This window comes from Streptomyces deccanensis (assembly GCF_022385335.1).
GTDB lineage: Bacteria > Actinomycetota > Actinomycetes > Streptomycetales > Streptomycetaceae > Streptomyces > Streptomyces deccanensis.
Window position 1 is genome coordinate 739,591 of the sequence record NZ_CP092431.1, and the last position, 25,285, is coordinate 764,875.

Below are 25,285 nucleotides of genomic sequence, written 5' to 3' on the forward strand. Positions count from 1 at the left end.
TGCCGCTTTCGTGTCCGGACCGACGGGTGCGGTTCTCTCTTTCGGGGTGCCTGCTTGGATCATGGTGGGCCTCTTCGTCGTCTCGGTGCCCGCTCGTTCCCCTTGTGGGAATGGGAAGTTGAGCGGGGCCGTACACAACAGCTAACCCATCGTCACCATGCGTCGTGTATGACGAAGTTGGCCGAGCTACGCCTGCCCTGACTGACGAATTGACTCGCCCTTTACCCAGGGGGCTGGTCCCGACCTTCTACCGTGAAGGCATGGCGGAGACCCGAAACGACCCCTTGGCCGCCTGGCTCAAGGCTCACGAGATGTCGGCCGCAGAGCTGGCAGACGCCGTCAATGAGGCCATTCTCAAGCTCACCAGCAAGCCCGGGGCCACGTCGGAACGCACCGTGTGGCGGTGGCTGTCCGGCGAGAACCGATGGCCGCAGACGCTCCAGCGCACCGCACTGGAGATCGTCACCGGCGTCACCATCACGGCCCTGGGGTTCGTGCCTCGGGGGAAAGACAAGACCGTCTCACCGCCCCCAGCAGCTCACCCGGAGGACCCTTCAGTGCACCGCCGCCGTTTCGTCGGGGCGGCCACCGGCACCGCCGCCGGCGTCGCCATACCCTTCGCCAGTGCAGGCTCCCGCCCGTCCCGCGTCGGCACCTCCGACGTGATCCGGCTCCGGGACAACGTGGAGAACCTCGTCGAACTGGACGCGGTACGCGGCGGACACACCGCCCTCGAACGGGCCGCTCTGGCCGGAGCCTCCGAAGCCCTCGGGCTCCAGAAACAGTCCACAACGCAGCGCGTGCAGCGACGCCTCTTCGCCCTCGCCTCAGACTTCACCGCAACCGCCGCATGGTCCATGATCGACGCTGGGCAGCTCGACAACGCCGGCCGTCACCTCGACCGCGCGCTCACCCTCGCCGGCATGGCCCAGGACCCGGACATGACCATGCAGGTGTGGAACCTTCGGGCCATGCTCGCCCGGCAGCGCGGTGACTACGCCGAAGCGGTCGGTGCCGCGCAGGCCGCTCAGGCGACGACCGCCGTCCGCCGCAGCCCCATGCACGCCTCCCTCGCCCATGCCCGGGCCTCTATCGGTCTCGCGCACGCCAAGGAGCACCGCGCGGCCCTGCGCTCCCTCGGCCGGGCCGAGGACGCCATGGCCAAGGCAGACCTGTCGGCCCCGCTGCCGACCTGGATGTCCTTCTACGGACCCGCAGAGCTGCACTCGATCACTGCCATCGTGCACAACGTCGTCGGCCGCCCCGCCGAAGCGGAGGCCGCCTCCCATCGGGCACTGTCCGCCCTGCCCAAGACCTACCGCCGCAACCGCGCCAACGCCACCGTCCACCTCGCCGTAGCCCAACTCCGTCAAGGCGACGTCGAGCAGGCCGTCACCACCGGCGGCCAGGTATTCGACATCATGGCGGGTGCCCCCATTCCTGGCCGGATGCGTCAGGCCCTCGGGGACTTCCAGCGCGACCTGATCACCCTCGCCCCCTCCGCGCACCTCGCGCACGAGTGGATCGACCGCTACCGGACCGAATGGAGCACCCCTTGACCACGTCCACCGTCGAACTCCGCCGCTACGGGCACGACGACCTACCGCACATCAGGCAGACCCTGCTCGATGTGCACGCGGACGCGTACGCGGACGAGATGGAAGACGAGTTCAACCAGCGGTTCCCCTGGTTCGTCGACCACTGGGGCGGGCACCCCGGCTTCGCGTGCGTCATCGGCTACGACGCCGGCGAACCCGTCGGCTTCGCTTACGGCGCCCCGGCCACCCCCGACCGCGAGTGGTGGCGCGAACACCTGGACACGCCGCCAGCAGACGCCTCCACCTTCTCCGTGTCCGAGCTGATGGTGCGCCCCAAGTGGCGGAAGACCGGCACGGCCGAGCAGCTCCACGCGGCCCTGCTCGAGGGCCGACCGGAAGCCCTGGCTGTCCTCCTCGTCGACCCCGACCACCCCAAGGTGCAAGCTCTCTACGAGGCATGGGCCTATCGAAAGATCGGCAACCGCCAGCCCTTCCCGGACTCCCCGAACTTCGCCGTCATGCTCCGCGAACTGCGCCCCGCCTGAGATACCCCAGAGCACCACAGCGGCCCGCTCCCCTGCCGGGGCGGGCCGTAGCCATGTCGGCGCTTCCAGCGTCGGGCTGAGTCGGCTCGCTTTCCTTCGATGCAGAAGGCCATGCATCCTCTTCGGGCGGAAACTGAGCCAACCGGGGCTGCCTCATCGAGCAACGCCTGCCCGAGGGCCGGGGCGTTGTACCGGCGGTATCAAGAGACTCCTCGCGTCAGCCATCCAGACACCCTCGCTCCTGGCCCCAGCCGCCCGCTCCTCATTCCGTGTACACGGTGATGGTTGCCAGGTGTTCCGCCATGGCGAGCACCGTGCGGTCGGCGTACGGTGCGCCGATGATCTGGACGGCGATGGGCTTCCCGTGGCCGTCCGTGCCGACGGGAGCGATGGCGGCGGGCAGGCCGACGTGGCTGATGAGGTTGGTCCAGCCGGTCTGGTCGAAGAAACTGCGCTCGTTCCCGTCGACGTAAAGGGTGCGGCTGCCATTGGGGATCGCGGGGGTAGGCGCGGCGGGGGTGAGGAGCACGTCGTGGTGCTCGAAGAACGCCGTCCACGCGGCGCGTTGGCGGGCGCGTTCTTCGTTCGCATTCAGCCAGGAGCGGTGGGCCTGGGTGCGGTGGCGCAGAAAGGTGGCTCGGGGGGAGGTGTCATCGTCGGCTAGGTGATGTGCGCTGGTCTGGTCCGCCGTGAAATCGACGTCGGTGCCAGCGAGCGAGGCGTTGGCGTAGAGAAGTTGCTCGAAGAGCGTCGACGACGCCGTGAAATCGACGGGGCCAGCAGTGCGGGTGACGCGTGTCCCGGTGGCGGTCAGTCGACGGGTGAGTTGTTCAAGGGTTTCGGCAGTGGCGTCGTCGACGGGGCAGGCGGGGTCGTTCGGCCAGATGGCGATGCGGAAGTCGTCCAGGTCTTGGGGTGGTGCAGGCAGGTTCAGGCGCCACGGTGTGCGCTCGTCCGGGACCGGTCTGGTGAGGGCGGTGAGCATGAGGGCCAGGTCGCGGGGGTGGCGGGCCAGCGGGCCTGGGGTGAGCATGTCGCTCGTGGTCAGCCAGCCAGGTGGGCGGGGAATGTGCCCTCGGGCGGGGACGAGTCCCTGCGTCGGGCGCAGGGCGTAGGTGCCGCAGTAGTGGGCGGGAAGGCGCAGCGAGCCGGCGAGGTCGCTTCCCAGCTCGAGGGGGGTCAGTGCGGCCGCGACGGCTGCCGCAGCTCCACCGGAGGAGCCGCCGGGGGTGCGGGTGGGATCGTGCGGGTTGCGGGTGGCTCCGAAGAGCGTGTTGTCGGTGTGGAGGTCCTGGCAGTGGGCGGGGACGTTGGTCTTGCCCATGATCACGGCTCCGGCATGCCGGAGCCGTGCGACCGCGTCGGCGTCGTGCGTGGGGGTGTGGTGGCGCAGTTCTTCGGCCCCGCACGTGGTGCGCAGTCCGGCCGTTTCGAAGGAGTCCTTGATGGTGAGCGGAAGTCCGTCGATGTTGCCGGTGGACTGACCCCGTGCACGGCGGTCGTCCGAGGCGTCGGCTGCCTGGCGGGCCGCGTCGATGTCCAGGGTGACGACGGCGTTGATGGCGCTGGCCTGGATCCGCTGGTGGTGGAGCTCCAGCAGTTCGCGGCTGGAGATGCGGCGCCGGTTCAGAGCAGCGAGCTGGGCGTGGGCCGGGAGGGCTGTGTAGTCGGTGGTCACCGGATGATGTCCTCGGGGGCGGACCGCTCGCGCCGGGCGTAGTGCCGGGCGACGGCGGTCAGGACGGTGAGGTCCTCGATGGGGTGGGAAGACTTCATGTTCTTGTCAGCGAAGTCGGTCAATTGAGCCGGTTGCGTGCCTTGGGTGTGGGCGGTCAGAGCGGCGCGGATCTGGTCAGCGCTCGTCGCCGCATGGAGTTCGTTACCCGTAAGCCCGGCAGCCCGGTGTCGTCGTTCGCTGGCTGTGCGCACGTCGTGGTCAAGGTAGGGACGGACGGCTGTCTGCCCGTCACGGATCTCCACCACGCGGCGGTAGACCTGGAAGGAGATCCCCTGCGAGGGCAGACGGTCGCCAGCAGCCCTGTCGTTGGGGGTGAGGGCGATTTCGGGTACGGCTCGGTGGAAAGCGACCCACAGCGGATACAACTGGCGGTGTGCCCGTCGCAGGCCGATCCCGTAGGCAGTGCGCTGCACTTGGGCGGTGATGGTGGGGACGAGCCAGCCGACGAGGGTGAGGATGGTGCCGATGTCGCCGCAGATCCAGGCGAAGTCCTCCCAGCCGGCCAGTGAGGTTCCGAGGGCGGCGGCGATCACGTTCCCGATGCGGACGGCGCTGTAGCCGAGAGTGACAGCCGCGCCGATGGAGACGATGCGCAGGCCGATACAGACGGCCGTTCGGGGGCTGCGGCCAGCCAGGCGCCAGCACGCCACGGCGAGGTAGAGCTCGGCGAAGGTGTAGGCGCTGATGTAGAGGGTCAAGTAGGTCGCGTAGATGTTGTCGTGCGCGTAGTAGAGGGTGAAGTCCGTCGGCCGCTGAACGGCGGGCGTCAGCAGGAAGAAGAGGACGAACAACCCGCTGATGACGGCGAGGCCGGCGCCGAGCCAGTACCGCGACATTCGACGTGCCCGGTCGGCGGACGAACCCCAGTGGCTGAGGACGACCTGCTGGCAGGCCAGTAGTGCCACCACGCAGCTCTGGGCCAGCGGCACAGCGAGGTTCCGCGTGCCGAGAGTGTCATCGATGGCCCGCCACATGGAGCTGATCGAGAACAGGAAGCTCAGCGCCGAGAGCAGGTAGACGGCAGTCAGCGCCGCCCATGCGGTGTCCCTGCGCCGGGCGGGGAGGTCTCTGAGCAGGAAGGCGAGGCCGACCAGCGCCATGGTCAGGCTGATCGGATGCAGGAGGTCCTTCACCGGTCGGCCCCTCTGCGGCTGAGAAGGGTATGGGCCACCCGCTCCTGTATGTCGTCACCCGTCGGAGACGCGGTGCGCAGACGGTGTTCGATGACGCGGCCGGAGAGGTAAGAGGCGAGGAGTTCGGCGTCGTGCTCCTCGGTCTCCTCGTAGCTGCTGCGCCCGAGCATCATCTCGACCATGTCCGGGTCGAGCAGCGGCGCGATGTCCTTCGCTTCCACCTCGGGCGACGGGCCGCGTTCGTGGTGGCCGAGAAACAGGTGGGCCAGCTCGTGGCCGATGACGTGGTCCTGGTGGGCGCGGCTGGTCCGCGGGTCGAAGAAGATGTGGAAGGCGCTCCGGGTGACGTACGTGACGCCGCAGCGCCGGCCTGGAACGGTTTCCGCCGCCTCGATGTGCACCGTGCGCCCTGTCCGGCGAGTCACTTCGTGCCGGAGGTCACGGACGCTTGCGACCTGAGGGAGTTTCAAATCCGCCAAGAGGCTCGGTTGTTGGCGAGGAGACGACCACATGCTTCTCTCTGTTTCTCGTTCTTCTGAGTCCATTTGACAGGGTGTCACTCTGGCTCTGGAGGGAGCCCTTCGAGTTCTCTCACCCTGTCAACTTCCTTGAGCACTTGGGCAAAACCGTCTTCGGAAAGACCGATCATCCGATAGAAGACGTGCTCGATGCCTGCCTGCTTTGACTTGACTGCAGCAAACTGACGGATTGCTTCGGTCGCGACGTCGTCGTCATCGAAGAAGACGGGCGGGAATCCAAATGCCCTGGCCAGCCACGCCTTGGTCTCCGGGGACGGGTTGGCGCGCTTCCCGGTGCGCAGCAGCGAGATGTACGAGTCGGAGAGCGAGCCTCCGAAGCCCGCGATCCGCGCGGCCACTTCTTTGTTGCTGTAGACCCCCCGCCGGGGTGGGTGGACGTGCTCGAACAGCCAGTTCAGCCGTTCGCGGAACACGACCCCTTCATCTCCGGACGATCGCCCCGTGATGTCACTCATGATCAACTTCCCCTATATCCGACCCTTGCGACACCACCACCGTACGCCATCGTTGACTGGTGTTGACTGGGGCTCCCCCGGTATGAAAAGTTCTCCACCGTCGGCATCCTCCTGTTCGTATTGAAAGCTCGTTCCCATGGGACACGTATTCACATGCGCAATAAGTTCAATAGAGTGACGAGAGACACAGCCGCGGCAGACTTCACCGTCCTTTCACAGACGAGTCACGCCGCGTGCGAAAGCTCTGATAAAGCTCAAGTTCGAGCAGTTTCGAGGATTACTTGAGATTCGGAATCTGCCGCACTCGATGTCACTTCGCGCTTCCAGTCAGGACGCGGATGCTGCCAGATTCCAAGCATTACGAGCAGCTGCGGCAACGGCAGTTCGAGGGCTTCGGTGGCTACAGCTCCGCACCAGGCGGCGATCACGGGATTCAGTGGTCACGTCACGGTCTGCAACCAGTACAGAGTTTGAGAACCAACTCTGGATCTTGACGCGGGGGCGTGCGTATGTTCGTCGTCGCTCGGGCACCCCGCCCGCGACGACAGACGCAAGGAGCAAGTACTGAACGGACCGAGAAGGTCCTGTAACAGCGACGGCGCCCGCGAGCGGGAACTCGCGGACGCCGAACGCTAAGCGGCGTAGCCGCCCCGGCAAGGGCGGCGACTGCCCATCATCACCACGCTGAGTCCTTCCAGGGGCGCGCCAGCGTGGCAACACTGCAAAGGGGAGTATCGCATGCCTCCTGCCCTGCGCAAAGGGCCCTTTAGCCTGGCCTGCGCGGCAGCCACCTCCGCCTCGGCGCATCAGCGCTCCCAGTCGGAGCACACCATCCGAGCCCTCGCGGACCACTGGCTCCGCCCGCTCACAGGGAGCGGCCGATGAGCAGGGAAGCTCGCGAATGGGTGTGGGAGCACAGCTCCAGCAGGGGGACCGCGCGTCTGGTCCTGCTGTCGATCGCCGATCGGGTGGCCGACGAGCAGTGCGTCTCCTGGGCCTCGCTCTCCAGCCTGGCAAAGCGCACGCGCGCCTCCGTCTCCACAGTGCGTGCGGCCATCGACCGGCTGGTCCGCTCCGGTGAGCTGGAACAGCTCGACGACCTCACCGGCCCGCAGCGCAGCACCGTTTACCGCCTCCCTCTCGCCGCCGAGGCAGCGGCGCAGACCGTAGAAAACGTGGACGGCGCCCAGGGGCCGGCGGAAGAGTACGAGGCCACTCCTGCAATCAAGGTCTCGGCCTTGCGGCGATGCGGGATCCGCCCACGCGAGGTACCGGAATCTCCCTCAAGGGCCCGGAAACCGGCAGTACCGGAAACCGGCAGGCCGCGACGGAAACCAGCACCCCGACGTGCCGGAAACCGGCATAGCGATGTACCGGAAACCGGCATACAGAACCGTAGTGAACCGGATTTGAACCGTAGGTACAGCAGTGGTGGTACCGCCGTCCTCTCGGCTGCCGAGTGGCAGGTCGACCCCGCCACCCACACTTGGCTTCGCCAGGAAGGGCACCTCGACCGCCTCGGCGGGCAGGGCCTGCAGGCGGCCGACGCGAAGTGGCGTGCCCACCGGGCCGACTTCGAACCGAGGACAGTGGATGCCTGGACTGCCGACTGGCGCTCCTGGGTCGCCCGAGAGCACGCCCCACACCGCCCGAACCCCCACACAGCCCCCGGTAAGAGCCCAGCCACAGCGGGCGGCATGACGCGGGTCGAGGCGCACACCGCCGCCCTTCTCGCCGCCTTGGAAGAGCCGACCGGAACGGAGGGCTGACCGTGGACCGCCGCGAAATCGCCGCCCTACTGGCCTACATCGGCCGACTCGACCCGCGCGCCATCCGCACCGACCAGGGCGAAGCCCGCGACCAGCTGGCCCAGTGGCACGAGCTGCTCGGCGACGTTCCGATGGCCACCCCGCACGGCTGGGACGCCCGCGTCGCCGCCCGCCAGCACATCCGCATCTCGCCGTATCAGATCCTGCCCGCAGACATCGTCCGTCCCTGGGAGAGCTATCGGCGGGATCGTCTGGCCCGGCACTCCGACCCGACGCCGACCGCCGATCCGGACGACCAGGCCGCCTGGACCGCCGAGCTGGTCGGCACCCGCCGGGCCGTCGCCGTCGGCACCGCACAACCTTCGCAGGCTCGGGCGATCACCAGGGGGCGCGACGGGATCGACCAGAGGCTGGAGGCACGTCTGCGGGAAATCGGCTCCTGCATACCGCCCGCCGCACGAGCCGCCCTCGCGCCCTACCGGCCCGCCCGAGCAGCCCGCGAAAGGGCCGTGGCGCTGGGGCAGCCGGACGCGCTGAACGTCGGGTGCGAGTGGTGCAAGGCCCAGCCCGGTGAGCCGTGTCGCCGACGCCGGATCGGCCCCGACGACGGAGTGCTCTCAACCGCACCACGCTCCACCCCGCATCCCGGCCGCCTCGACCGCGCCACCGCCCAGCAAGCCCAGCAGACCGCCATGGCCTGACCGGCGTATCCGGCGCATGCATCCCGCCCCATGCACAGCCACCCAACCCCATCGTCCCGCCCCGGCCGCGGTGCCCGCCCCCATGCCGCAGCAGGCACCCGACGCTGCGCCGCCGCGTCCCGCCCCGCCGCCCGACACGGCAGCACATCGGAGAATCCCTTGCGCCACATCACCACCCACGACGCACCGGCCACCGGCCTGCGCGGCATCTCAGACACCAACTGGCACACCCGCGGAGCGTGCCACGGCATGGATGTCGAGGACGCCGACGCCGTGTTCTTCCCCGGTCCCCGGGACCACGAGGACATCGCGGAGGCGAAGGAGCTGTGCGGCTGGTGCCCGGTGCGCCGTGACTGCCTGAACTACGCCCTGGAGAACGTCCTCAAGGAGGGCATCTGGGGCGGCCTCACCGAAGCCGAGCGACGTCCCTGGCACGACGGGCTACACAAACGCCTCGACTATCAGCGTGTGACGGCCTTCTTCCAGGGACGCGACGTGCACCTGACCGAGGCGGAACGGAAAGTCGTCATCGACCACGCCTACGTACGCGGCTGGCGGCCCGACCGGCTCGCCACGGCCCTGCAGATCAGCCACAACCACGCTCGTGACCTGCTGCGGCAGGCCGCCAACAAGGTCTTCGACCGCGACCGCACCTACGGCGTGCCGCGCCCCAAGAAGAAGCGGAAGAAGAAGACCACCCCGACTGCAGCCACCCTCGCGCCCGCCGCCCCCGGCACCCAGCCGTCGGCAGCCCGCCCGTCGGCGCCGGCACCGGTGCCCTCCCCTCTCGGAAAGGCCGCATGACCCACCCCGTCCTGGCCCTCGGCTCCGCTCCAGAGCTCCCTCTCCTTCTCACCGCCGGAGTGCCCGTCGCCCTGATGCTGGTGGTGGTCGCCTGGACGGTCCGACGCCGGAAACCGCAGTCGCAGAAACGTCTCGGCGCTCCGGCGGTCAAGGTCGCCGCCCTTGCCGCCCTCGGTTGCACCGCCTACAGCGCGGACACGAGCTGGCGGTTCGCCGCCGACTACCTCGACATGGCCGGCACGGTCGAGCGCGCCGCCATGTTCGCCGCCGCTGAACTGGCGCTCTTCGCGACCGCGCTGATGGCCCGCCAGAACCTGGCCACCCAGGGTGCTCCCGGTCTGCCGGGCACGCTGGTCTGGGTGATCACCGGGGTCCAGGTGATCCCCGCCTATGCCGAGAGCGGCCCGATCGGCGGCACGGTCAGGGCCTTCGTCGGACCGGTCATGGCGGCGATGCTGTGGCACCTGGCGATGGGGATCGAGCTGCGCCTGCGCGCCCCGGACGCCACCTCGCGCGGTCTGATGGCCGTCCTGGGCCGAGAGGCACGCGAGCGTCTCCTGTCCCGCCTAGGCATCGCCACACGAGACCGCGACGCCGCGCAGATCACCCGGGACCGGGCCACCACCCGCGCGGTCGCCCTCGCCGCCCGCCTGGCCGAGCGGACACCCGAGCAGCAGCGGAACCGACGCGGCCGACGCCTCACACGGCGCCTGTCGAAGGCCGTCGCCATGGCCTCGGTCGGCACCGACCCTCTCCAACGCGCGCGACTCCTCGACGAGCTGGCCGCCCGTCGTCACGCACTCGGCCTCGCCACGGTCCCGCTGCCCTCGCCCTGGTCCCCGGTGCACAGCAGCACCACACCAGCCACGATCCCGTCCCCGTCAGCCTTGAAGGAGCCGGTCCCCGCAGTCGGTCCCCACGGCCCCGACGAGTTGGACGGGGACCGGGGACCGAACGCTTCGAGGGGACCGGTCCCCGAAAACGCGGGCGGCAAAGCACCGGTCAGCGCGGGGACCGAAGGCGAGAACTCGGGGACCAGGGTGGGGACCGAGGCCCCCCAAGCAGCTGCGGTCCCGGGGACCGGTCCCGCCGATCCGGATGCTGAGGAGGGGGACATCCGGGGAGTGGGGACCGAGCGTCTGATGCGAGAAGTGCCTGCTCAGGGCCCCGAGTCGCATCGGGGACCGACGGACACCGACACGGGGACCGACACCACCGGAGACCGGGGACCGACCGACACCAACACCGGGACCGACACCACCGGAGACCAGGGACCGACCGACACCAACACCGGGACCGACACCACCGGAGACCGGGGACACCAGGTCCCCCTCCAGCGAACGGTCCCCAGGAAGTCCAGGGCCAAGAACAAGGGGAAGCGCGGCCGGTCCCGCACAGCGCAGCCACGGCGCTCGGCACGCGAGCCAGAACAGTCGGTGGACCAGCTCGTCCAACAGGTCCGCCCCCACGTCCCCGCCCTGCTCGCCCGGGACGGCAACGCAGCCGTCACCCGGGTCCAGCTGCGGGAGATCCTCCGCCGCGAAGGCCTGACGGGCGGCCGAAACGACCGGCTGAGCCTCGTCCTCCAAGAACTGCGGCACGACGACACCACGAACACAAGGAGCACCAGCCGATGAAGACCTGCCACCAATTCGACACCGTCCGCGCGGAGTACGAGCGGGAGATCGGCTTCATGGTCGCCCACTCCCAGCGGCACGAGGGCAGGCCAGCGGCGAAGTCCAGCGCAAAGCAGGCTGCCGCGACGAAGCAGCGAATGGCCCGGGTGCTCAGCACCCACGTCGGGCGCTGCCCCGAATGCGGCTGAACCGGCATGCCCCAGCTCATCACTCCCACCCGCGCAAGGTGGCCCGGCTCTGTGCCGAGCCACCGTCCTCGTTCAAGGAAGTACGCCATGAAACCGTGTTCCCCTCGCTCACCGCAGCCCACAGCCGCCGAGGCCGACGCCTGGGCGGACGTCCTGGTCCGTCGGCGGCTCCTGCACGCCGCCGTCCGTACGCCGACCGGCCAGTGGCTCGTCCAGGACCAACACAACGGAGTCGTCCGCCTCCTGAGGGGACCGGCCGACGTCCTCGCACTGGCCGCGACCATCCAGCACCACACCCGCATCACGAGGCCCGAATCCCGATGACGCACCCCGCCCGAAACGGCAACACCCCGGAATCCGCTCCCGAATCCAACTCGGTCTCGGTGCGAGCAAGTTGGGGCGGAAGCGTAGCTTTCGCCGAACCCGCCCCTGAGGGGGCGGGAGAGGACCTGCACCAGGGGGCGCAGGTCCTGGAGACTTCGACCGAGGGCGGATCGAAGCCTGGGCAGGAGGAGAAGCCGAGCGAGCCGCGTACGCGCCGACAGCGCGCTCCTCGTGCCCGTCAGCGTCCGCGTCAGCCGCTCGAGAAGAAGCGCCTGCACCAGCCCAACACCCGCCTCAATGAGGACGAGTTCGCCCTGATCAAGTCCGCCGCCGCCCGGTGCAGTCTGACCGTCGCCGGTTTCCTCGCCCGCTCCGCTCTCGCCGCGGCACGTGATCTCGACCGCACCAGTGCCGAGATCGCCGACGAACGCGAAGTGATCACAGCCCTGTTCGACAGCCGCCGTCGGCTCGGCTGGGCCGGCAGCAACCTCAACCAGGCCGTCAAGGCACTCAACTCCGGTGCGGACGCCCCGCAGCTCGAAGCAGCCGTCGCCGCTGTACGGCGCGCTGCCGACGCCGCACACGAAGCCGCCGCACGGCTGATCGAGCACCACGGCTCGTGATCCCCAGCGTCAACAACTCCGGATCACGGACCATCGGCCTCCTCAACTACCTCTATGCCACCGGCCAGTACGACGATCACACCGACCCCCACCTCGTGGCCTCCTTCGACGGCATGTCCCCCGACCCCGGCCGCGACCCGAACGCCACTCTCCAGGACCTTGCCCAGCTCCTGGACCAGCCCGTGATGGCGCTCGCCAAGCACGGCCGCCCGGCCAAACACGTCTGGCACACCTCCGTACGCGCCGACCCCGGCGACCGGATCCTGTCCGACGAGGAGTGGGGCGAGATTGCCCGGCGTATCGTCGCCGCGACCGGCATCGACCCTGGCGGCGGGCAGCCAGGATGCCGCTGGGCCGCCGTACGTCACGCGGACGACCACATCCACATCGTCGCCACACTCGTGACCGAGGACGGCCATCGCCCCGACGACTACCGCTCGGGCGCCCGCGCCCAGGCCGAAGCCCGGATCATCGAGAAGGAACTCGGCCTCCGCCAGGTCGCGCCCGGCGACGGCACTGCAGCCCAGCGGCCCACCAGCGCCGAGCGCCACAAGGCCGAGCGCCAGGCCCGAGATCGCACCGCCCGAGAGGAACTGCGGGAGACGGTTCGGCGAGCAGTGGCCGGTGCGGACAGCGAAGAAGAGTTCTTCGAACGGCTCGCCGCCGCCGGTCTCCTCATCCGTCAGCGCGCCGCACCCTCCGGCGACCTCCTCGGATACAAGGTCGCCCTGCCCGACGACCTCAATAGGGACGGCGAGCCGGTTTTCTACCCCGGAGCTCGACTCGCGCCGGACCTGTCTCTTCCCCGGATCCGGGAGCGCTGGTCCGCCAGCAGTCACGCCTCGGACACCGCGCTCAGTGAGGCGGTTTCGGGAGGCCCGGCCGCCGCGCGCCGGCGTACGGCCTCGGCCGCGTGGAAGGCGGTTCTCGTCGTCGAACATGGCGACGACGCGGTAGCCGCCGCGTACATCGCGGCGACCGGAGAAGTCCTGGACGCGCTGGCAAAGACCTCCGCCGCCCACACCCGCCGCGAACTACGAGAAGCAGCTTGGGCGTTCGAGCGGGCCTCCCGCTCCCACGTCCGAGCCGAGCGCGGGCACGACCGGGCACTACGGCAGGCCGCCCGCGACCTCGTCCACAGCGGCCCCGCACTCGGCCGCGGCGAGGACGGCGCCACCACCGCGATGGCCATCGACATGCTGTTCTTCCTCATCGCCGCCGCCATCCACTGGCACGCGAAGAAGGGCCACGCCCAGCAGGCCGCCGCCGCCACCCGGGCCGCCGAGCACCTGCGGAGCGCCTACAAAACCGCCTCCGCCCCGCCCCTCGGCGTGCTCCACCAGCGCGGTCGGCGGCTGAGCCGACCGATGCTCCAGCGGCAGACGGTACTGCTGCGCGAGGCTCTGCCGGAGCTGGCCGAGCAGATCCTCGCCGAACCTGGCTGGTACGCCCTCGCCGCGACCATCAGGGAAGCCGAAGCGTCCGGCCACGACCCGGTCGCCATCCTGTCCGAGGCCGCGGAACGCCGCGAACTCGGCACCGCGGACTCCGTCAGCGACGTGCTCGTGTGGCGGATGCGGCGAACAGCCCACCTCCCAGCCGACGCTTCCCACCTGCCTGAGACCAGCACCGCCGGGAGCCGGACCGCACCGCGCCGTTCGACGTCCAGGCCCTCCGCACCCGGTAGGGCCCGCAGTGGGGAGGATGCATCGCGTCAGATCCGGTAGGCCCGCCGGGTACCGCTGCGCGGCCGCAACTCACCAGCAGGAGGGGGACACCACCATTCCGCCCGCAATCCACAGCATGTCCGTACGCCACGCCCAACCTGGGTGACGACCGGTCTATCTCGGGGGTTAAGTGGGCGACAGGCATGTGACGCATGAGTCCCTCAGTGCGGCGTACCTGGCAAAAATCTACGGATTGTTGCGCACGTACGGCGCGTTCGCAATGGGAGAGCCGATCCCCCGACTCGCACGGACCGAACCACATGGGATGCCATCGCGCGCCGACAGTCAGAAGCGCAGCCGCACCTTCCCCGAGGCCTCCCCTGCTGTTGATCGGCAACTGTTTACCGAGCTGGTCGGCATCATTTGACGGAGGCGTGGCCCGTCACCTTCGGGCCTGAACCGCTCCCGTCCCCAGGGGCGTCCTACGAGCACCTGACACAATTGGAGCCGCCGCGCCATGAGCACATCCGAACCGCCAGCCTGGCCGCACTGCGCACACGGCGCAGACCCTGCTGACGACCCTGTCGGCTGCCGCGGCATCCATGTCCCTGGTCACACCGCATGTCTCGCCCACCTGGCCGACGCCGACCGCGACGTCTACCTGGCTGGCCTGACTCCTGGCGCCGACGTCGACCACCGGGGCACCACCTTCACCGAATCCCTCCTCAACGCCCTACTTAACGCCCTCCGTGACCCCGCGACCGGTCACCCCCGCTTCGGCCACGCCGTGTTCCGGTCTGCGACCTTCGACAGCGCCGTATTCCGGTCGGCAACCTTCAACGGCAACGCCGATTTCGAGGCAGCGACCTTCAAGGGCAACGCCAGGTTCGGGTCGGCAGCCTTCAAGGGCAACGCTGGTTTCGAGGCAGTGACCTTCAAGGGCAACGCAGTGTTCGAGGCGGCGACCTTCGAGCGTGACGCCTGGTTCGGCTCGGCGACCTTCAGGAGCTACGCCGGATTCAGGTCGGCAACCTTCGACAACGCCGTCTTCCGGTCGGCAACCTTCAACGGCAACGCAGTGTTCCAGGCAGCGACCTTCGAGAGCTACGTCGGGTTCGAAGCGGCGACCTTCGAGAGGGGCACCCGGTTTTGGTCGGCGAGCTTCAAGGGCTATGCCTGGTTCGATTCGACGACCTTCAAGGGCCATGCCTGGTTCGAGTACGCGATCTTCGAGAAGAGCGCCGGGTTCGAGGCTGCGACCTTCGAGAGTGACGCCGTGTTCGAGTCCGTGACCTTCGTGGAGGCTGAAAGGGTCGGGCCTTTTGTGTGTGCTGGACGGGTTGTGCTTTCCGGCGCGAAATTCGGCGGCCCGGTGACCCTTTCATTCGCTACGCGGCGTCTGGAGTGCCGTCGCACTCGCTGGTCATCGACAGCGGAGATCCGCCTGCGCTACGCCACGGTGGACTTCTCTCATGCGGTGTTCGAGTACCCGCTCACGATCGCCGCAGAAGCCGATCCGTTCTTACGCGCCAACGGCGGGCAACTGGTGGACGATCCATGTTCGGGCGCGCCCGACTCAGGGGTGCGGGTGGCCTCGCTGCGTGGGGTGGACGCGGCCCATCTGGTCCTTGCAGACCTCGATCTGTCGAGATGTCTGTTCGCCGGCACGGTCCACCTGGACCAACTCCGCCTGGAGGGGGCCTGCACCTTCGACACAGCCCCGCCCGCCATGCACTGGCGGCGCTGGCCACCGGTGCGCTTCACCGAGCGCCGCGTCCTGGCTGAGGAACACCACTGGCGCGCTGGCCAGCAAGGGGCGGTGCCGGGCTGGAACGTGGCGGTCCTCGGTACCGGGCAAGCCGGGCCGTTGCAACTGGCCCCGGTGTACCGGGCTCTGCGCAAGGCCTTCGAGGACGGCAAGCACGAGCCGGGAGCGGCGGACTTCTACTACGGGGAGATGGAGATGCGCCGCCACGCCGACGACATCCCTCGCAGCGAACGAGGGCTGCTGACCGCCTACTGGGCGCTGTCCGGCTACGGCCTGCGCGCCTCTCGGGCCCTGGCCTGGCTCGGCATCGCCATGCTCGTCACCATCGTCCTGCTGATGGCCTTCGGCCTCGCCCAGGACACCCCCAAACAGACCGCGACCGGCACCGTCCCGGCCAGCGCCGGCAAGGTCACCTTCGAGATCGACAAGGACGATCCCCAGAACCCTACCGGCAACCGGTTCACTGGCGAACGCTTCGAGAAAGCACTGAACGTCACCCTCAACTCGGTGGTGTTCCGCTCCTCCGGCCAGGACCTGACCACCACCGGCACCTACATCGAGATGACCTCCCGCCTGACCGAACCCGTCCTGTTGGGCTTTGCCGTCCTCGCCGTCCGAAACCGCGTCAAACGCTGACCTCTTCGTCATTGCCGCCAACTCGTCATCTGGGCAGCCGAGAACCCGGACCGCCCCGATGGCCCAGCGGAAGGTGACTGTGGACTTTGTGAATTGAAACCGCCGAACGACGTGGGGCACGATCTTGAGGCGCAGCACGAGGTGACGAAGTAGAGGAGAACGTCCAGGTGTTTCACCGGATACGCCGCCGGGCCAGGGAGCGAGAAGATCAGAGGGAGTTCACCGAGCTGCACGCTCGGCTGCAGGATCAGGTCCCGCACGGCTTCGGAGCCCCGGCGATCGAGCCGGAGCATGCCGAGCCCGCCGCCATGGTGGACGACTTCCTTCCGCCGGAACTGCGCGTGCCGAGCCACGACCAGGTCGAAGGCAAGATCATGCCGTGGAAGCAGCCGCTTGTCCTCGACGGTGAGATGGCTGTCTGTGCCGAGTGCGGCGCGTACCGGGACTGGTTGATCCTCTCGACCTGCGGCGCGATCTGGCTACGGTGCCGGGCAGGCCACCAGCGGGTGGAGACCCGCCTCGACACCGCGTGGTACAACCGCAACAGCGGACCGGCGGACGCCACGTACGCCACCTTCGAGGACTGCCTGCGCCACCTCGGACACTGACCACCACGCCTACGACCCCACCGGTCCCTTGGACCCGTACTGACCACCCGTCGCCAAGCACCAAGGGGTCAGTTCCGTCACGCGCGTTCGCGTCGCCATCACCGCCCACTGCCTGCCCGCCTGTTCCTCCGATAACAAGCGGGATCGAGCACCAGGCCTGCTACTCCGCCCCAACGGGAAAGTCGGCGTCCACCAGAAGCGGGCCCCGCTCTCCTCGGCCACTCCAGTCGCGCCTGCTCGACCGGGGAGACCTCGGCAGCGGCTACCTGCCCAAGCCGGAGCGTCCGGCCCGGCACGACGACGTCGCCGTCCTCGGCTGCCCGGTCCTGAGCGAGCTGGCGGCGACGCTGCGACCGGCGGCAGGCTCGCCTTCCCGCACAAGGCCACGGCGGACGCGAAGGCAGTCGGCTACTGATCCTCTCCGGCTTACCGGCCCTCGTCGACCACCACCTCGCCAAGGCCCTGATCGAGGCCACGGCAACGAGCTGAACTGCCCGCCCAACGCGCTGCTGCCTCCGACCCAACGAGGGTCGGAGGCAGCAGCGCGTTACCGGCCGACGCGTTGAGCGGCACTAGGGCCTGTGTGATGTGGTGATCAATTGGCTGCCTCACCGGCCTCGAACTCCGCGTCTCGATGATCTGGATCGGAGATCTCTTGCAAGCCCCCGAAAGGGCAACAGGTCACCGAGTAAAGCGACGATCAGTTCTGCCCGGCATCCAGCATTGCCAGGGCGTTGCGGATGCCCTGTTCGAGGAGTCCGTCGGCGAGCCGCCGGTCGGCCAGGGCCCGGGAGAGCTGCAGTGTCCCGGCCATCATGCCGAGGAGGCCAAGTGCCTTCAGGCGCGCCGATCGCGGATCGTGGGGTGCCAGTCGGGCGGCGAAGCCGTCGATGAGGACCAGCGCGCCGTCGGTGTATGCCTGCCTGGTGGGATGTGTGGAGCGTCCGATCTCATCGAGCAGGGCGGCGTTGGGGCAGCCGTCCTCGATACTGTCGCGCTGCTCGGTGGAGAAGTACCAGCGGATCATCTGCTCAAGTCCGGCGCGGCCGGGCGCCGCCTGCGCGACGATGTTCTCGTGCTGTGCACGCATCTGGTCGGCGACCGCCATGGCGACGAGGTCGTCCTTGGACGCGAAGTAGGCGTAGAAGGTGCCGCCTGTCAGGCCGGCGTCCTTCATGAGGGTCGCGACTCCGGAGCCGTCGATGCCGTCGCGCTTGAGACGGCGGCCGGCCGTCGTGATGATCCGCTGCCGTGTCTGCTGCTTGTGTTCTTTCGGGTACCGCACGGGTGCGTTCCTCCGTCGCAGCCGGGGCTTGCGCCCCGGCTGCCGCTGGTCGGGTCAGTGTGCCGCGTGGGCGAGCAGAGCGGGGAAGTTGATCCTGGCGGTCTGCAGTTTCGCGTCGTGGGGCTCGGGGACCCCGCCGTCGGTGATGTACAGCCGGTCGCCGCGGACCGCGGTCGCGGAGGGAGAGGCCAGACCGTCCGCGCTGGTCAGAATGGCCTTGTAGTTGCCGTCCGGGTAGATCGCCACGACCCTGTCCGGACCGTTGTTCGAGGAGGAGCCGTTCTGCGCCGCGAACACCACATCGGAGAAGGGGGTCAGGAAGCTGAGGTCGTCGATGTTGGGCAGGCCGCCCGCGACCACCCGGATGGGACCGGCCGCGCCGGTGGGGGTGATCGGTACCCGCAGCAGTGTTCCCTTGTTGAAGTTGCTGATCCACAGGGCGCCGTTGTGGAACCTGAGCCCGTTGGCGCCGATCGGCAGGGCTTCGGTGGGTACCGGTGCGAGAGCGGCGTCGGTCAGCCACCGGGTGGCCTCTCCGCCCGAGACCGGAACGGACCAGATGGTGCCCTTCAGGCTGTCCGCGATGTAGAGGGTGCGTCCGGCGACGGCGAGCCCGTTGGGGCCCGAGTCGGCGGGCAGAGCGGCGACGCGCTGAGGGGTGCCGTCCGCAAGCAGCTTGTACACACCGTTCCTGGCCGCGTTGCCCGGCGCCCACAACGCGTAGTAGACGGTGCCGTCACTGCCACGGGCGTTGCCGCTGATCGCCTCACCCACCTGCCCGGTGGCCAGGACCGTGCGCTGTCCGGACGCGTCTATGCGCATCAACTCCGGCCCATGCGTGCGCTCGCACACCGCGCAACTGCCGAGCATGGACAGGGTCACGGAGCCGTCGGGGTTGGCGGTGATGTTCTCGGGGATCTCGCCGGCGGCGAAGTCGAACGTCGCCGCAGTCCGTACGTCGGTGACGGCCGCTCCGCTGTACGAGTGCCCCGTCCATGCGGACGCGGACGGCGCCGACCCCAGGACGGCCGCCGCTGCGGTGACCGCCACAGCGATCTCGACCTTCTTCTTCAGAAAACGCCTTCCGCCGGATGCACTGTGCCGGGCCGTGTTCCGGCGTTGCTTCTGCATGACTCTCCTTGGCAAATCAACGAGTGACTGATCAACGGACTGCCGCCGACATCAGAGATGTCGGGTACAGCCGAGACATTCGGGCGCAATCGGCGCCTTTGAAGCCGGACCGGGCGTGTCAGCCGGGCAGCCGGTTGTTCTTGCGGATCTGCTTGTCGAACGTTCCAGCGGGGACGAGGCGGCGCGCCGTCGTGACGCGTGAGGCCAGCGGGCCGGCGGTGTAGCGCAGCTTCGGCTTCTTGTCGGTGGCCGCGGTGACGATCGTCTTGGCGACGACGGCGGGGTCGTCGCCGACCTTCATCGCCGCCGCGATCACCTCGTCGAAGATGCGCCGTCGCTCCGCGTACAGGGGCAGCGGGGTGTCGGGCTGCGCTGCGTTGGTGTCGAAGCCGGTCTTGGTGTAGGCGGGCTGGACAATCAGGACCCGGACGCCGTGCTCGCGGACCTCGTGGTCCAGGGACTCGGAGTAGCCCTCGATGGCGTGCTTCGCGGCGACGTAGAGGGCCATGAACGGCTGGGGGGCGACCCCGAGGACTGACGAGATGTTGATGACGCGTCCGCCGCCCCGGGCGCGCATGTGCGGCAGAACCGCCTTCGTCATACGCATGACACCGAAGACGTTGATGTTGAAGACGTTCTGGGCCTGGGCGACGGAGTTCTCCTCGACGGCGCCCGCCGAGCCGATGCCCGCGTTGTTGACCAGGACGTCGATGCGCCCGAACCGGTCGATCACCTCGGCGACCACGGCGGTGGCCGAGTCGTCACTGGCCACGTCGAGATCGAGGTACATCACGCCGGCGGGCGGGGTGAGCCCGGAGGTCTTGCGGCCGGTTCCGATCACCTCGAAACCCGCCGCGACGAAGGCGCGGGCCGCCTCCTTGCCGATCCCTGACGTGGCACCCGTCACGAGTGCCACCGGTCGAGTTGCCGCCATCACGTACTCCCCAGATTGAATTATGAACGTATGCCTTACGCTCGTACGACCATATGCCGGTTGCCGGTCGATGACAAGTGGTCAGCTCTGGCGATCCCAGAAAGTCGGGGAAACGTGGGGCGCGGTACGGGAAAGACCACGAGCCCCGCGAGGACCGGCTGTCTCGGTCCCTGCTGCATGACCCAGCCGATCGGGATGCCGGTCCCGTAGGCGGCAGTGTCGAGCTCTGCGTGCACCGTCAGCCCGGTGCGGGTGGTCGTCGCCGCGATGGGCGATGACTCCATGGCTGCTCAGGGGCCTGCCTCGCCAGTTCATGGTGATGTGGGAGAACAGCCGATGCTCGATTCTGTTCCACTTTGAAGCCCTGGCCAATGCCGTTGTTTGAGCTAGTCAAGAATTATGGGGGTCAGGGTGATGACGTTGGCCGGGACGCGGCGGGTGGGTCGTGCTGCCGTTTCTTGATCGCGGGCGAGTATTTAGAGTCCGGGCGCTTGAGGACCCGTGGCGCAGCGCGGTGACGGCGGGGACCGCTGCCGAGCTTGCGGCGGACCTTCGCCTCCAGCATCGCCAAGAACGAGCCGAGGGTCGACATCGCGTCCTTGGCCTGGTTGACCACGCTGCGCCGGACGTGCTTGAGGACCTTCACGAAGGAGATCCGGTCGGGATCGATCCGCTCGCCGCCGGCCACTCTGACGATGATCCTGTTCAGGCAGTGGTGCACCTCCAGGTGCGCCCAGACCTCCTTACAGGCCAGGGCCGGAGCCGTCGAGGGAAGCACCTGTGCCGAGCCACGCTGGAACGTTTTGACCTGGCGGTGGGCCGACTCGGCCTCCCACCGCTCGTAGTACAGGGCCGCCAGCTCCGCCGCAGGGTAAGCCTCGATGTGCGTCAGGTCGGTCAGCAGTCGGATCACTTCGCCGCCGGCGACCCGGTACTCGATCACCCGCACCGTCACCCCGCCGGGATGTGAGGCGTTGACGGCCAGGCTCATGCGCCCCAGATAGCAGTGTTCGGCAGCATCTTCGTCGGCCTGGACGCGACCGTCGACCGGGCTCGCAGCAGCAGGTGCGCTCCGGCACCCGTATATGCCTTCCACAGCTCCACTCCGGAGAAGCTCCGGTCCATGATGACCAGCATCCCGGCTGCCGAACCGGTCATCTGCACCGCCAGTTCCCGCTCGCCCCCGTTGAAGCCGTCGATCCGGGCGTCGATCGAGGCGTGCGCGCCTGTCTCCGTCAGCGTCACCACCCGCACCTGGGGGAACTCCGCTTCAGCCTTGCGGGCATCGGTCGGCCCGCCGGAGAACGCCTGGTTCGCCTCGCTGTCCGGCCCGTCCAGCACGAACCCGTCCACCGCGGCCAGCCGCATCCCGCGCCAGAGCGCCCCACGGGTCCCCGGCAGCCTGGTGGTCATTGGCCCGCTCGTTGATGTCGCGGAACTGACCATCCCGGTCCGGATGCTGGCGGCCCTCGATGGTCTTTGCGTTCCCCTGCAGGCTGAAGCCCTCCTCACGCAGCAGGTCGGCCACAGTCTCCGCCGAGTCGCGGTGGCCCTGGCCGGCCAGCTCGGAGACCAGATGACGGGTGACTTCGTCGTTCAGCGCAGCGGCGACATCGGATCACTCCGCACGTCCGGCTCGACAAGAGGCGGCAGAGCCGGCCGCAGCTCCGGGCCAAGATCCATTACGCCGCTTGCGGCCGCCGCCTTCCTGGCGAACCCTGCCCAACGGGGCCGCGCTGGACTCCAGTTCAGCCACTCCGCGCGACACGGTGCCCTCACGCACCCCGGCCGCACGAGCCCCGCCCGGATCCCGCCATGCCCCAGCGACCGGGCCTCCGTCCCTATGGCAACCGGCGCTGACGCTCGTCCAAGTGCGGGAACAGCGCCTGGGACTTCGCGGCCAGAGCCGCCCCAGCTACCACAACAAGACGAGCACCCACGGAAACAACGACGTGTTTCTCCGCAGGCCCTGACTACCCGGCCTTGGATCAAGCCCACACTGTGGCCGACCAAAAGTGGAGGCAGACCAAGTCCACACATGGGCGTTGGGATCGAGTCGGACTGCACGGGGACCTCGACGCAGACAGCTCGAAGCATGGCAGCACCATGACGGATACGGTGACGGATCCGCTTCCATCCCTTCATCCCTAACGTCGGGGATGCAGGCAGCTGACAGGGCCCGCCAGGGCCGGACGTCCCTGTCGTCCATGAGCCTCGTCGGACATAACGGTCCGTCGAGACGCCTGGCACCGCCTGCGCCCGTGAGCATGTCCGCAAGACCAGCCGGATCCCCGGACGACCAGCTGACGTCGCTACCAGCACATCGACCTGACTGCGCGCGACAAGCGGACGCAACAGTGGCCTGAAAGGAATATCACCATGGCAATCAGTGCAGAAGCACAGCAGTTCGCGGATTTCCTCGCGAGCACGAACGCCAGAGCGGCCATACCCGGCCTCGACCTGGCCGTCGTCCGCGACATCGTCGACTCGAACCACAAGGCGTCGACCGAGCCGGAGGGCGTCACCTACGCCGATGTGGACGCGGGCGGCGTCCCCGCTCTGTGGGCCATCCCGGAGGGCGCCGATCCCGACAAGGCGCTGCTGCACTTCCACTTCGGCGGATCGGTCGCCGCCTCGATGTACTCGGACCGCAAGGCCGCCGGTCACATCGCGAAGGCGGCCGGCGCCCGCTCCCTCGTGGTGGACTTCCGTCTGGCGCCCGAACATCCCTACCCTGCCCAGCTCGACGACGCCGAGACGGCCTACCGGTGGCTGCTCTCCCAGGGCTACGAGCCGCGGAACATCGGCAGCACGGGCCACTCTATCGGCGGCACGCTCGCGGTGATGCTGCCGCTCCGTCTGCTCTCCAAGGGCGAGGCGACCCCCGGCGCGATCGTCAGCGTCTCGCCGTGGACCGACCTCACCATCCAGAACGCGTCGGTGGACGCGAACGAGGACAACGACAAGATGCTCAGCCGGGCCACCCTGGAGCTCTTCCGCGGAGCCTGGCTGCAGGACCCCGCCGTGGACTTCACCGACCCCGCGATCAGCCTCGTGAACGCCGATCTGACCGGTCTGCCGCCCACGACCCTCCACTACGGCGAGTACGAGACCCTCGCCGACGACGGCGCCCAACTCGGACGCCGCCTCGCGGACTTCAAGGTCACCTCCGAAGTCCACCCGATGCCCGAGGGACAGCACTCCTTCGTCCTGGGCGCCGGACGCGTACCCGAGGTTGACCAGGCGATCCAGCAGATGGGGCAGTGGCTCCGCAAGCACCTCGGCGCCTGAACAGAAGAACCCTCGCAATCGTCGTGGCCCTCCGCACGGCGGACCACCGGCTTCTGCGCCCGGACCAGTCCCGACTCCCGAGCACGGTCAGCCGTGCCTAACGGTCCGTTCCGAGTCCTTCCGCATCGTCGTCGGCAGGCGGACCCGGACGCCCTCCCCGACCGCCGGGTCCGCGTCCGCCTGCCGACGCGGACCCGCACGAGGAAGCGTGAACCGGCTCGGTCCGCTTCGCACACGTTGAGCAGCGCCCGGGCAGGCAGCCGAATCGGGCACGGCCGACCACATGCCGGTGGCGCCCACCCCCCCCCAATCGGGCACGTCCGCAGCGTTGCTGCGGAAGGACGTCCTGAGCAGCACAACCCGGCGAAGGAGACGACTGATGACCAAGAATGCCACGCCAGGTGACGCCCTGCACGGCCCCGGCCTGACCGACGTTCGCGACATGGTCATGGCACATGACGCGTTCCGTCGTGCCCTGCGCTCCAGTGCGTCTCTGGTGAGTGCGGTCAACGAGGGTGACCGTAAGCGGGCCGGTGTGGTCGCCGGCCACCTGGAGCTGATGCTCGGCCTGCTGGTCCACCATCACGAGGGCGAGGACGTGTTGCTGTGGCCCATGCTGCTGGAGCGTGTGCCCGAGGAACTGGCTCCCCTGGTGCGCCTGATGCAGTCCCAGCACGAAGCGGTGCACGGGATGCTCGACGAGGTCACCGCCCTGATCCCGCCTTGGCGAGTCAACCCCACCAGCGCGGCCCGCAGCCGGTTGGCCGACCGCGTCGAGCACCTCCTCGTCCTGCTGGAGGAGCATCTGCGCGACGAGGAGAAGCATCTCCTGCCGGTCGCCGCACGCACCGTCACCCAGCCCGAGTGGGACGCGGTCGCCGAACGCAACCTCAAAAGCCTGCCGCCCTCCAAGGCCCCCATGGTCTTCGGTCTGTTCATGGAGGTTGGTGACCCGGAGATCATCGCGCAGCAACTCGTCAAGGCGCCTGCGCCTGTCCGTCTGCTGCTGCGCCTCACCGCCCGCCCCGCCTGGCGTCGCTACCAGGCCCGCGTTTTCGACGCCTGACGATCACCCGGCCATGCGCAACGTCGTATGCCTCCAGGACATTGAGGTCGGTGATCTTGCCCAGCCGGGCTCTCATGCCGTGGCGCGCCTGGTGTGCCGTGAGTGCCTCGGCCTGCCCTTCGAGGATGAGCCGGGCCGCGTCCGGGGTGGTGGTCGTCGGCCGGCCGATGCCCACCACGTCGCATTCGCCAGCCCGCACGGCTCGCTGCATGGCATCACGGGTACGGAATCCGCCTGTGACGGCGAGGGGGGATGTCGCCCACGAGCTTGCGAACAGTGCGGGCGTATTTCAGACCGACGGTGACGACCGGAGTGACGCAGGTGGACGGGGGTTCGCCTGCACCACGTCCGAGCCGGGGCGGGACCTCCGCTTGTCCTGCTCCACGGCTGGCCGCAGACCTCTGACTGCTGGCGGCCGGTACTGGCGGATCTCGCCGCCGACCACACTGCCCTTGCGCCGGACCTGCGCGGATACGGCCTGAGCGACAAGCCAACCACGGGATACGACAAGCGGCGGATGGCCGTCGGCATCGCGGGCCTGGTCGACGCGCTCGGCTTCGAGAAAGCCGCCGTCGGGGGCCACGACCGCGGCGCCCGTGTGGGGCACCGCTGGGCGCTGGACCGCCCGGAGCAGGTGGAGCGGCTGGCCGTGCTCGACATCGTGCCCACCCGGGAGATGGTCCGCCGCCTGGACGCCTCCCTCGCCTCCGGTTACTGGCACCGGCTGTTCCACATGCAGCCCGATCTGCTCGAACGCCTCGTGGGACGCGACACCCGTGGGTCGACGGTTACGTCCGCGCGTTCTCCCGTCCGGGTGCCCTGCGCGCGGGCCTGGACGACTACCGCGCCCTGGAGGAGGACACCGCTCTCGACGACATCGACGCCGCCGAAGACCGCCGCCTGAC

Annotated in this window: 24 protein-coding genes and 2 pseudogenes; 15 read left to right on the top strand and 11 right to left on the bottom strand. The window is 68.8% G+C overall.

What is annotated here, in order from left to right; genetic code table 11:
- The first annotated feature begins 260 nt into the window (after window positions 1-260).
- Together L3078_RS03385 and L3078_RS03390 are read left to right on the top strand one after the other, a co-directional pair.
- Window positions 261-1,559, top strand: a complete 1,299-nt coding sequence (locus L3078_RS03385; protein ID WP_239750583.1) for an NsdA family TPR-like regulatory protein — start codon at window positions 261-263, stop codon at window positions 1,557-1,559.
- Complete coding sequence (locus tag L3078_RS03390; protein WP_420864033.1) at window positions 1,544-2,083, top strand: GNAT family N-acetyltransferase; 540 nt, start codon at window positions 1,544-1,546, stop codon at window positions 2,081-2,083. The genes L3078_RS03385 and L3078_RS03390 overlap by 16 nt, the downstream gene beginning before the upstream one ends.
- 262 nt (window positions 2,084-2,345) lie before the next feature.
- Here L3078_RS03390 and L3078_RS03395 read toward each other — a convergent pair whose 3' ends face one another.
- From L3078_RS03395 to L3078_RS03410, 4 genes are all read right to left on the bottom strand, one after another.
- Entirely contained in the window at window positions 2,346-3,761 is a 1,416-nt protein-coding gene (locus L3078_RS03395) for an amidase family protein (RefSeq protein WP_239750585.1), read from the bottom strand.
- On the bottom strand, window positions 3,758-4,954 hold the full coding sequence (locus tag L3078_RS03400; protein ID WP_239750587.1) for an MAB_1171c family putative transporter: 1,197 nt from the start codon (window positions 4,952-4,954) through the stop codon (window positions 3,758-3,760). The genes L3078_RS03395 and L3078_RS03400 overlap by 4 nt, the downstream gene beginning before the upstream one ends.
- Window positions 4,951-5,379, bottom strand: coding sequence for a secondary metabolite protein (locus L3078_RS03405; protein WP_239750589.1), 429 nt, complete (start codon window positions 5,377-5,379; stop codon window positions 4,951-4,953). The genes L3078_RS03400 and L3078_RS03405 overlap by 4 nt, the downstream gene beginning before the upstream one ends.
- A 131-nt stretch (window positions 5,380-5,510) precedes the next feature.
- Window positions 5,511-5,948, bottom strand: coding sequence for a helix-turn-helix domain-containing protein (locus tag L3078_RS03410; protein ID WP_045563629.1), 438 nt, complete (start codon window positions 5,946-5,948; stop codon window positions 5,511-5,513).
- An 881-nt stretch (window positions 5,949-6,829) separates the two neighbouring features.
- Here L3078_RS03410 and L3078_RS03415 point away from each other — a divergent pair.
- From L3078_RS03415 to L3078_RS03460, 10 genes are all read left to right on the top strand, one after another.
- Window positions 6,830-7,717, top strand: a complete 888-nt coding sequence (locus L3078_RS03415) for a helix-turn-helix domain-containing protein (protein WP_239750590.1) — start codon at window positions 6,830-6,832, stop codon at window positions 7,715-7,717.
- A gap of 2 nt (window positions 7,718-7,719) precedes the next feature.
- Window positions 7,720-8,418 (top strand): zinc finger domain-containing protein, encoded by a 699-nt coding sequence (locus L3078_RS03420; RefSeq protein ID WP_239750591.1) that lies wholly within the window; start codon window positions 7,720-7,722, stop codon window positions 8,416-8,418.
- 159 nt (window positions 8,419-8,577) lie between these two features.
- Entirely contained in the window at window positions 8,578-9,222 is a 645-nt protein-coding gene (locus L3078_RS03425) for a WhiB family transcriptional regulator (RefSeq protein WP_239750592.1), read from the top strand.
- Complete coding sequence (locus tag L3078_RS03430) at window positions 9,219-10,859, top strand: hypothetical protein (protein ID WP_239750593.1); 1,641 nt, start codon at window positions 9,219-9,221, stop codon at window positions 10,857-10,859. Before L3078_RS03425 ends, L3078_RS03430 begins: the two co-directional genes overlap by 4 nt.
- Window positions 10,856-11,047 (top strand): hypothetical protein, encoded by a 192-nt coding sequence (locus L3078_RS03435; RefSeq protein ID WP_239750594.1) that lies wholly within the window; start codon window positions 10,856-10,858, stop codon window positions 11,045-11,047. The genes L3078_RS03430 and L3078_RS03435 overlap by 4 nt, the downstream gene beginning before the upstream one ends.
- Window positions 11,048-11,134: 87 nt before the next feature.
- The gene (locus tag L3078_RS03440) at window positions 11,135-11,371 is read left to right on the top strand and encodes a hypothetical protein (RefSeq protein WP_239750595.1); all 237 of its coding nucleotides are present in this window, start codon (window positions 11,135-11,137) and stop codon (window positions 11,369-11,371) included.
- Window positions 11,368-11,994, top strand: a complete 627-nt coding sequence (locus L3078_RS03445; protein WP_239750597.1) for a hypothetical protein — start codon at window positions 11,368-11,370, stop codon at window positions 11,992-11,994. Before L3078_RS03440 ends, L3078_RS03445 begins: the two co-directional genes overlap by 4 nt.
- Complete coding sequence (locus L3078_RS03450) at window positions 11,991-13,721, top strand: relaxase/mobilization nuclease domain-containing protein (RefSeq protein WP_239750598.1); 1,731 nt, start codon at window positions 11,991-11,993, stop codon at window positions 13,719-13,721. Before L3078_RS03445 ends, L3078_RS03450 begins: the two co-directional genes overlap by 4 nt.
- A gap of 457 nt (window positions 13,722-14,178) precedes the next feature.
- A complete protein-coding gene (locus tag L3078_RS03455; protein ID WP_239750601.1) occupies window positions 14,179-16,065 on the top strand; it encodes a pentapeptide repeat-containing protein in 1,887 nt (628 codons plus the stop codon).
- Window positions 16,066-16,232: 167 nt separating this feature from the next.
- The gene (locus tag L3078_RS03460) at window positions 16,233-16,673 is read left to right on the top strand and encodes a hypothetical protein (RefSeq protein WP_239750603.1); all 441 of its coding nucleotides are present in this window, start codon (window positions 16,233-16,235) and stop codon (window positions 16,671-16,673) included.
- A gap of 700 nt (window positions 16,674-17,373) precedes the next feature.
- Here the strand turns inward: L3078_RS03460 and L3078_RS03465 are convergent.
- The 7 genes and pseudogenes from L3078_RS03465 to L3078_RS03495 all read right to left on the bottom strand — a co-directional run.
- Window positions 17,374-17,958, bottom strand: coding sequence for a TetR/AcrR family transcriptional regulator (locus L3078_RS03465; RefSeq protein WP_239750604.1), 585 nt, complete (start codon window positions 17,956-17,958; stop codon window positions 17,374-17,376).
- 54 nt (window positions 17,959-18,012) lie between these two features.
- Entirely contained in the window at window positions 18,013-19,089 is a 1,077-nt protein-coding gene (locus tag L3078_RS03470) for an SMP-30/gluconolactonase/LRE family protein (protein ID WP_239750605.1), read from the bottom strand.
- A 118-nt stretch (window positions 19,090-19,207) separates the two neighbouring features.
- Window positions 19,208-20,023: an oxidoreductase gene (locus L3078_RS03475; RefSeq protein WP_239750606.1), complete on the bottom strand. Its 816-nt coding sequence runs from the start codon at window positions 20,021-20,023 to the stop codon at window positions 19,208-19,210.
- Between the two features lie 35 nt (window positions 20,024-20,058).
- A pseudogene (locus tag L3078_RS03480) lies at window positions 20,059-20,383 on the bottom strand (ISAzo13-like element transposase-related protein); the annotation flags it as partial.
- Window positions 20,384-20,429: 46 nt separating this feature from the next.
- Complete coding sequence (locus L3078_RS03485; RefSeq protein WP_239750607.1) at window positions 20,430-21,014, bottom strand: hypothetical protein; 585 nt, start codon at window positions 21,012-21,014, stop codon at window positions 20,430-20,432.
- Window positions 21,011-21,436, bottom strand: a complete 426-nt coding sequence (locus L3078_RS03490; RefSeq protein WP_239760746.1) for a hypothetical protein — start codon at window positions 21,434-21,436, stop codon at window positions 21,011-21,013. The genes L3078_RS03485 and L3078_RS03490 overlap by 4 nt, the downstream gene beginning before the upstream one ends.
- Window positions 21,411-21,945: pseudogene (locus L3078_RS03495) on the bottom strand (ISAzo13-like element transposase-related protein); the annotation flags it as partial. The pseudogene L3078_RS03495 and the gene L3078_RS03490, both read right to left, overlap by 26 nt.
- Window positions 21,946-22,402: 457 nt before the next feature.
- Here L3078_RS03495 and L3078_RS03500 point away from each other — a divergent pair.
- From L3078_RS03500 to L3078_RS03510, 3 genes are all read left to right on the top strand, one after another.
- Window positions 22,403-23,314 carry an alpha/beta hydrolase gene (locus L3078_RS03500; protein ID WP_239750609.1) on the top strand — a complete coding sequence of 304 codons (912 nt, stop codon included), beginning with the start codon at window positions 22,403-22,405 and terminating at the stop codon, window positions 23,312-23,314.
- A 379-nt stretch (window positions 23,315-23,693) separates the two neighbouring features.
- Complete coding sequence (locus tag L3078_RS03505; protein ID WP_239750610.1) at window positions 23,694-24,380, top strand: hemerythrin domain-containing protein; 687 nt, start codon at window positions 23,694-23,696, stop codon at window positions 24,378-24,380.
- Window positions 24,381-24,801: 421 nt separating this feature from the next.
- Window positions 24,802-25,284, top strand: coding sequence for an alpha/beta fold hydrolase (locus tag L3078_RS03510; protein ID WP_239760191.1), 483 nt, complete (start codon window positions 24,802-24,804; stop codon window positions 25,282-25,284).
- Window position 25,285: the final 1 nt, after the last annotated feature.

What these genes read in the sequence shown, in the direction of transcription:
- L3078_RS03500 (WP_239750609.1), top strand. Translation starts at nt 22,403, where the DNA reads ATGGCAATCAGTGCAGAAGCACAGCAGTTCGCGGATTTCCTCGCGAGC.
- L3078_RS03490 (WP_239760746.1), bottom strand. Translation starts at nt 21,436, where the DNA reads ATGACCACCAGGCTGCCGGGGACCCGTGGGGCGCTCTGGCGCGGGATG.
- L3078_RS03410 (WP_045563629.1), bottom strand. Translation starts at nt 5,948, where the DNA reads ATGAGTGACATCACGGGGCGATCGTCCGGAGATGAAGGGGTCGTGTTC.
- L3078_RS03445 (WP_239750597.1), top strand. Translation starts at nt 11,368, where the DNA reads ATGACGCACCCCGCCCGAAACGGCAACACCCCGGAATCCGCTCCCGAA.
- L3078_RS03415 (WP_239750590.1), top strand. Translation starts at nt 6,830, where the DNA reads ATGAGCAGGGAAGCTCGCGAATGGGTGTGGGAGCACAGCTCCAGCAGG.
- L3078_RS03485 (WP_239750607.1), bottom strand. Translation starts at nt 21,014, where the DNA reads ATGAGCCTGGCCGTCAACGCCTCACATCCCGGCGGGGTGACGGTGCGG.
- L3078_RS03390 (WP_420864033.1), top strand. Translation starts at nt 1,544, where the DNA reads ATGGAGCACCCCTTGACCACGTCCACCGTCGAACTCCGCCGCTACGGG.
- L3078_RS03455 (WP_239750601.1), top strand. Translation starts at nt 14,179, where the DNA reads ATGAGCACATCCGAACCGCCAGCCTGGCCGCACTGCGCACACGGCGCA.
- L3078_RS03435 (WP_239750594.1), top strand. Translation starts at nt 10,856, where the DNA reads ATGAAGACCTGCCACCAATTCGACACCGTCCGCGCGGAGTACGAGCGG.
- L3078_RS03440 (WP_239750595.1), top strand. Translation starts at nt 11,135, where the DNA reads ATGAAACCGTGTTCCCCTCGCTCACCGCAGCCCACAGCCGCCGAGGCC.
- L3078_RS03470 (WP_239750605.1), bottom strand. Translation starts at nt 19,089, where the DNA reads ATGCAGAAGCAACGCCGGAACACGGCCCGGCACAGTGCATCCGGCGGA.
- L3078_RS03475 (WP_239750606.1), bottom strand. Translation starts at nt 20,023, where the DNA reads ATGGCGGCAACTCGACCGGTGGCACTCGTGACGGGTGCCACGTCAGGG.
- L3078_RS03430 (WP_239750593.1), top strand. Translation starts at nt 9,219, where the DNA reads ATGACCCACCCCGTCCTGGCCCTCGGCTCCGCTCCAGAGCTCCCTCTC.
- L3078_RS03505 (WP_239750610.1), top strand. Translation starts at nt 23,694, where the DNA reads ATGACCAAGAATGCCACGCCAGGTGACGCCCTGCACGGCCCCGGCCTG.
- L3078_RS03385 (WP_239750583.1), top strand. Translation starts at nt 261, where the DNA reads ATGGCGGAGACCCGAAACGACCCCTTGGCCGCCTGGCTCAAGGCTCAC.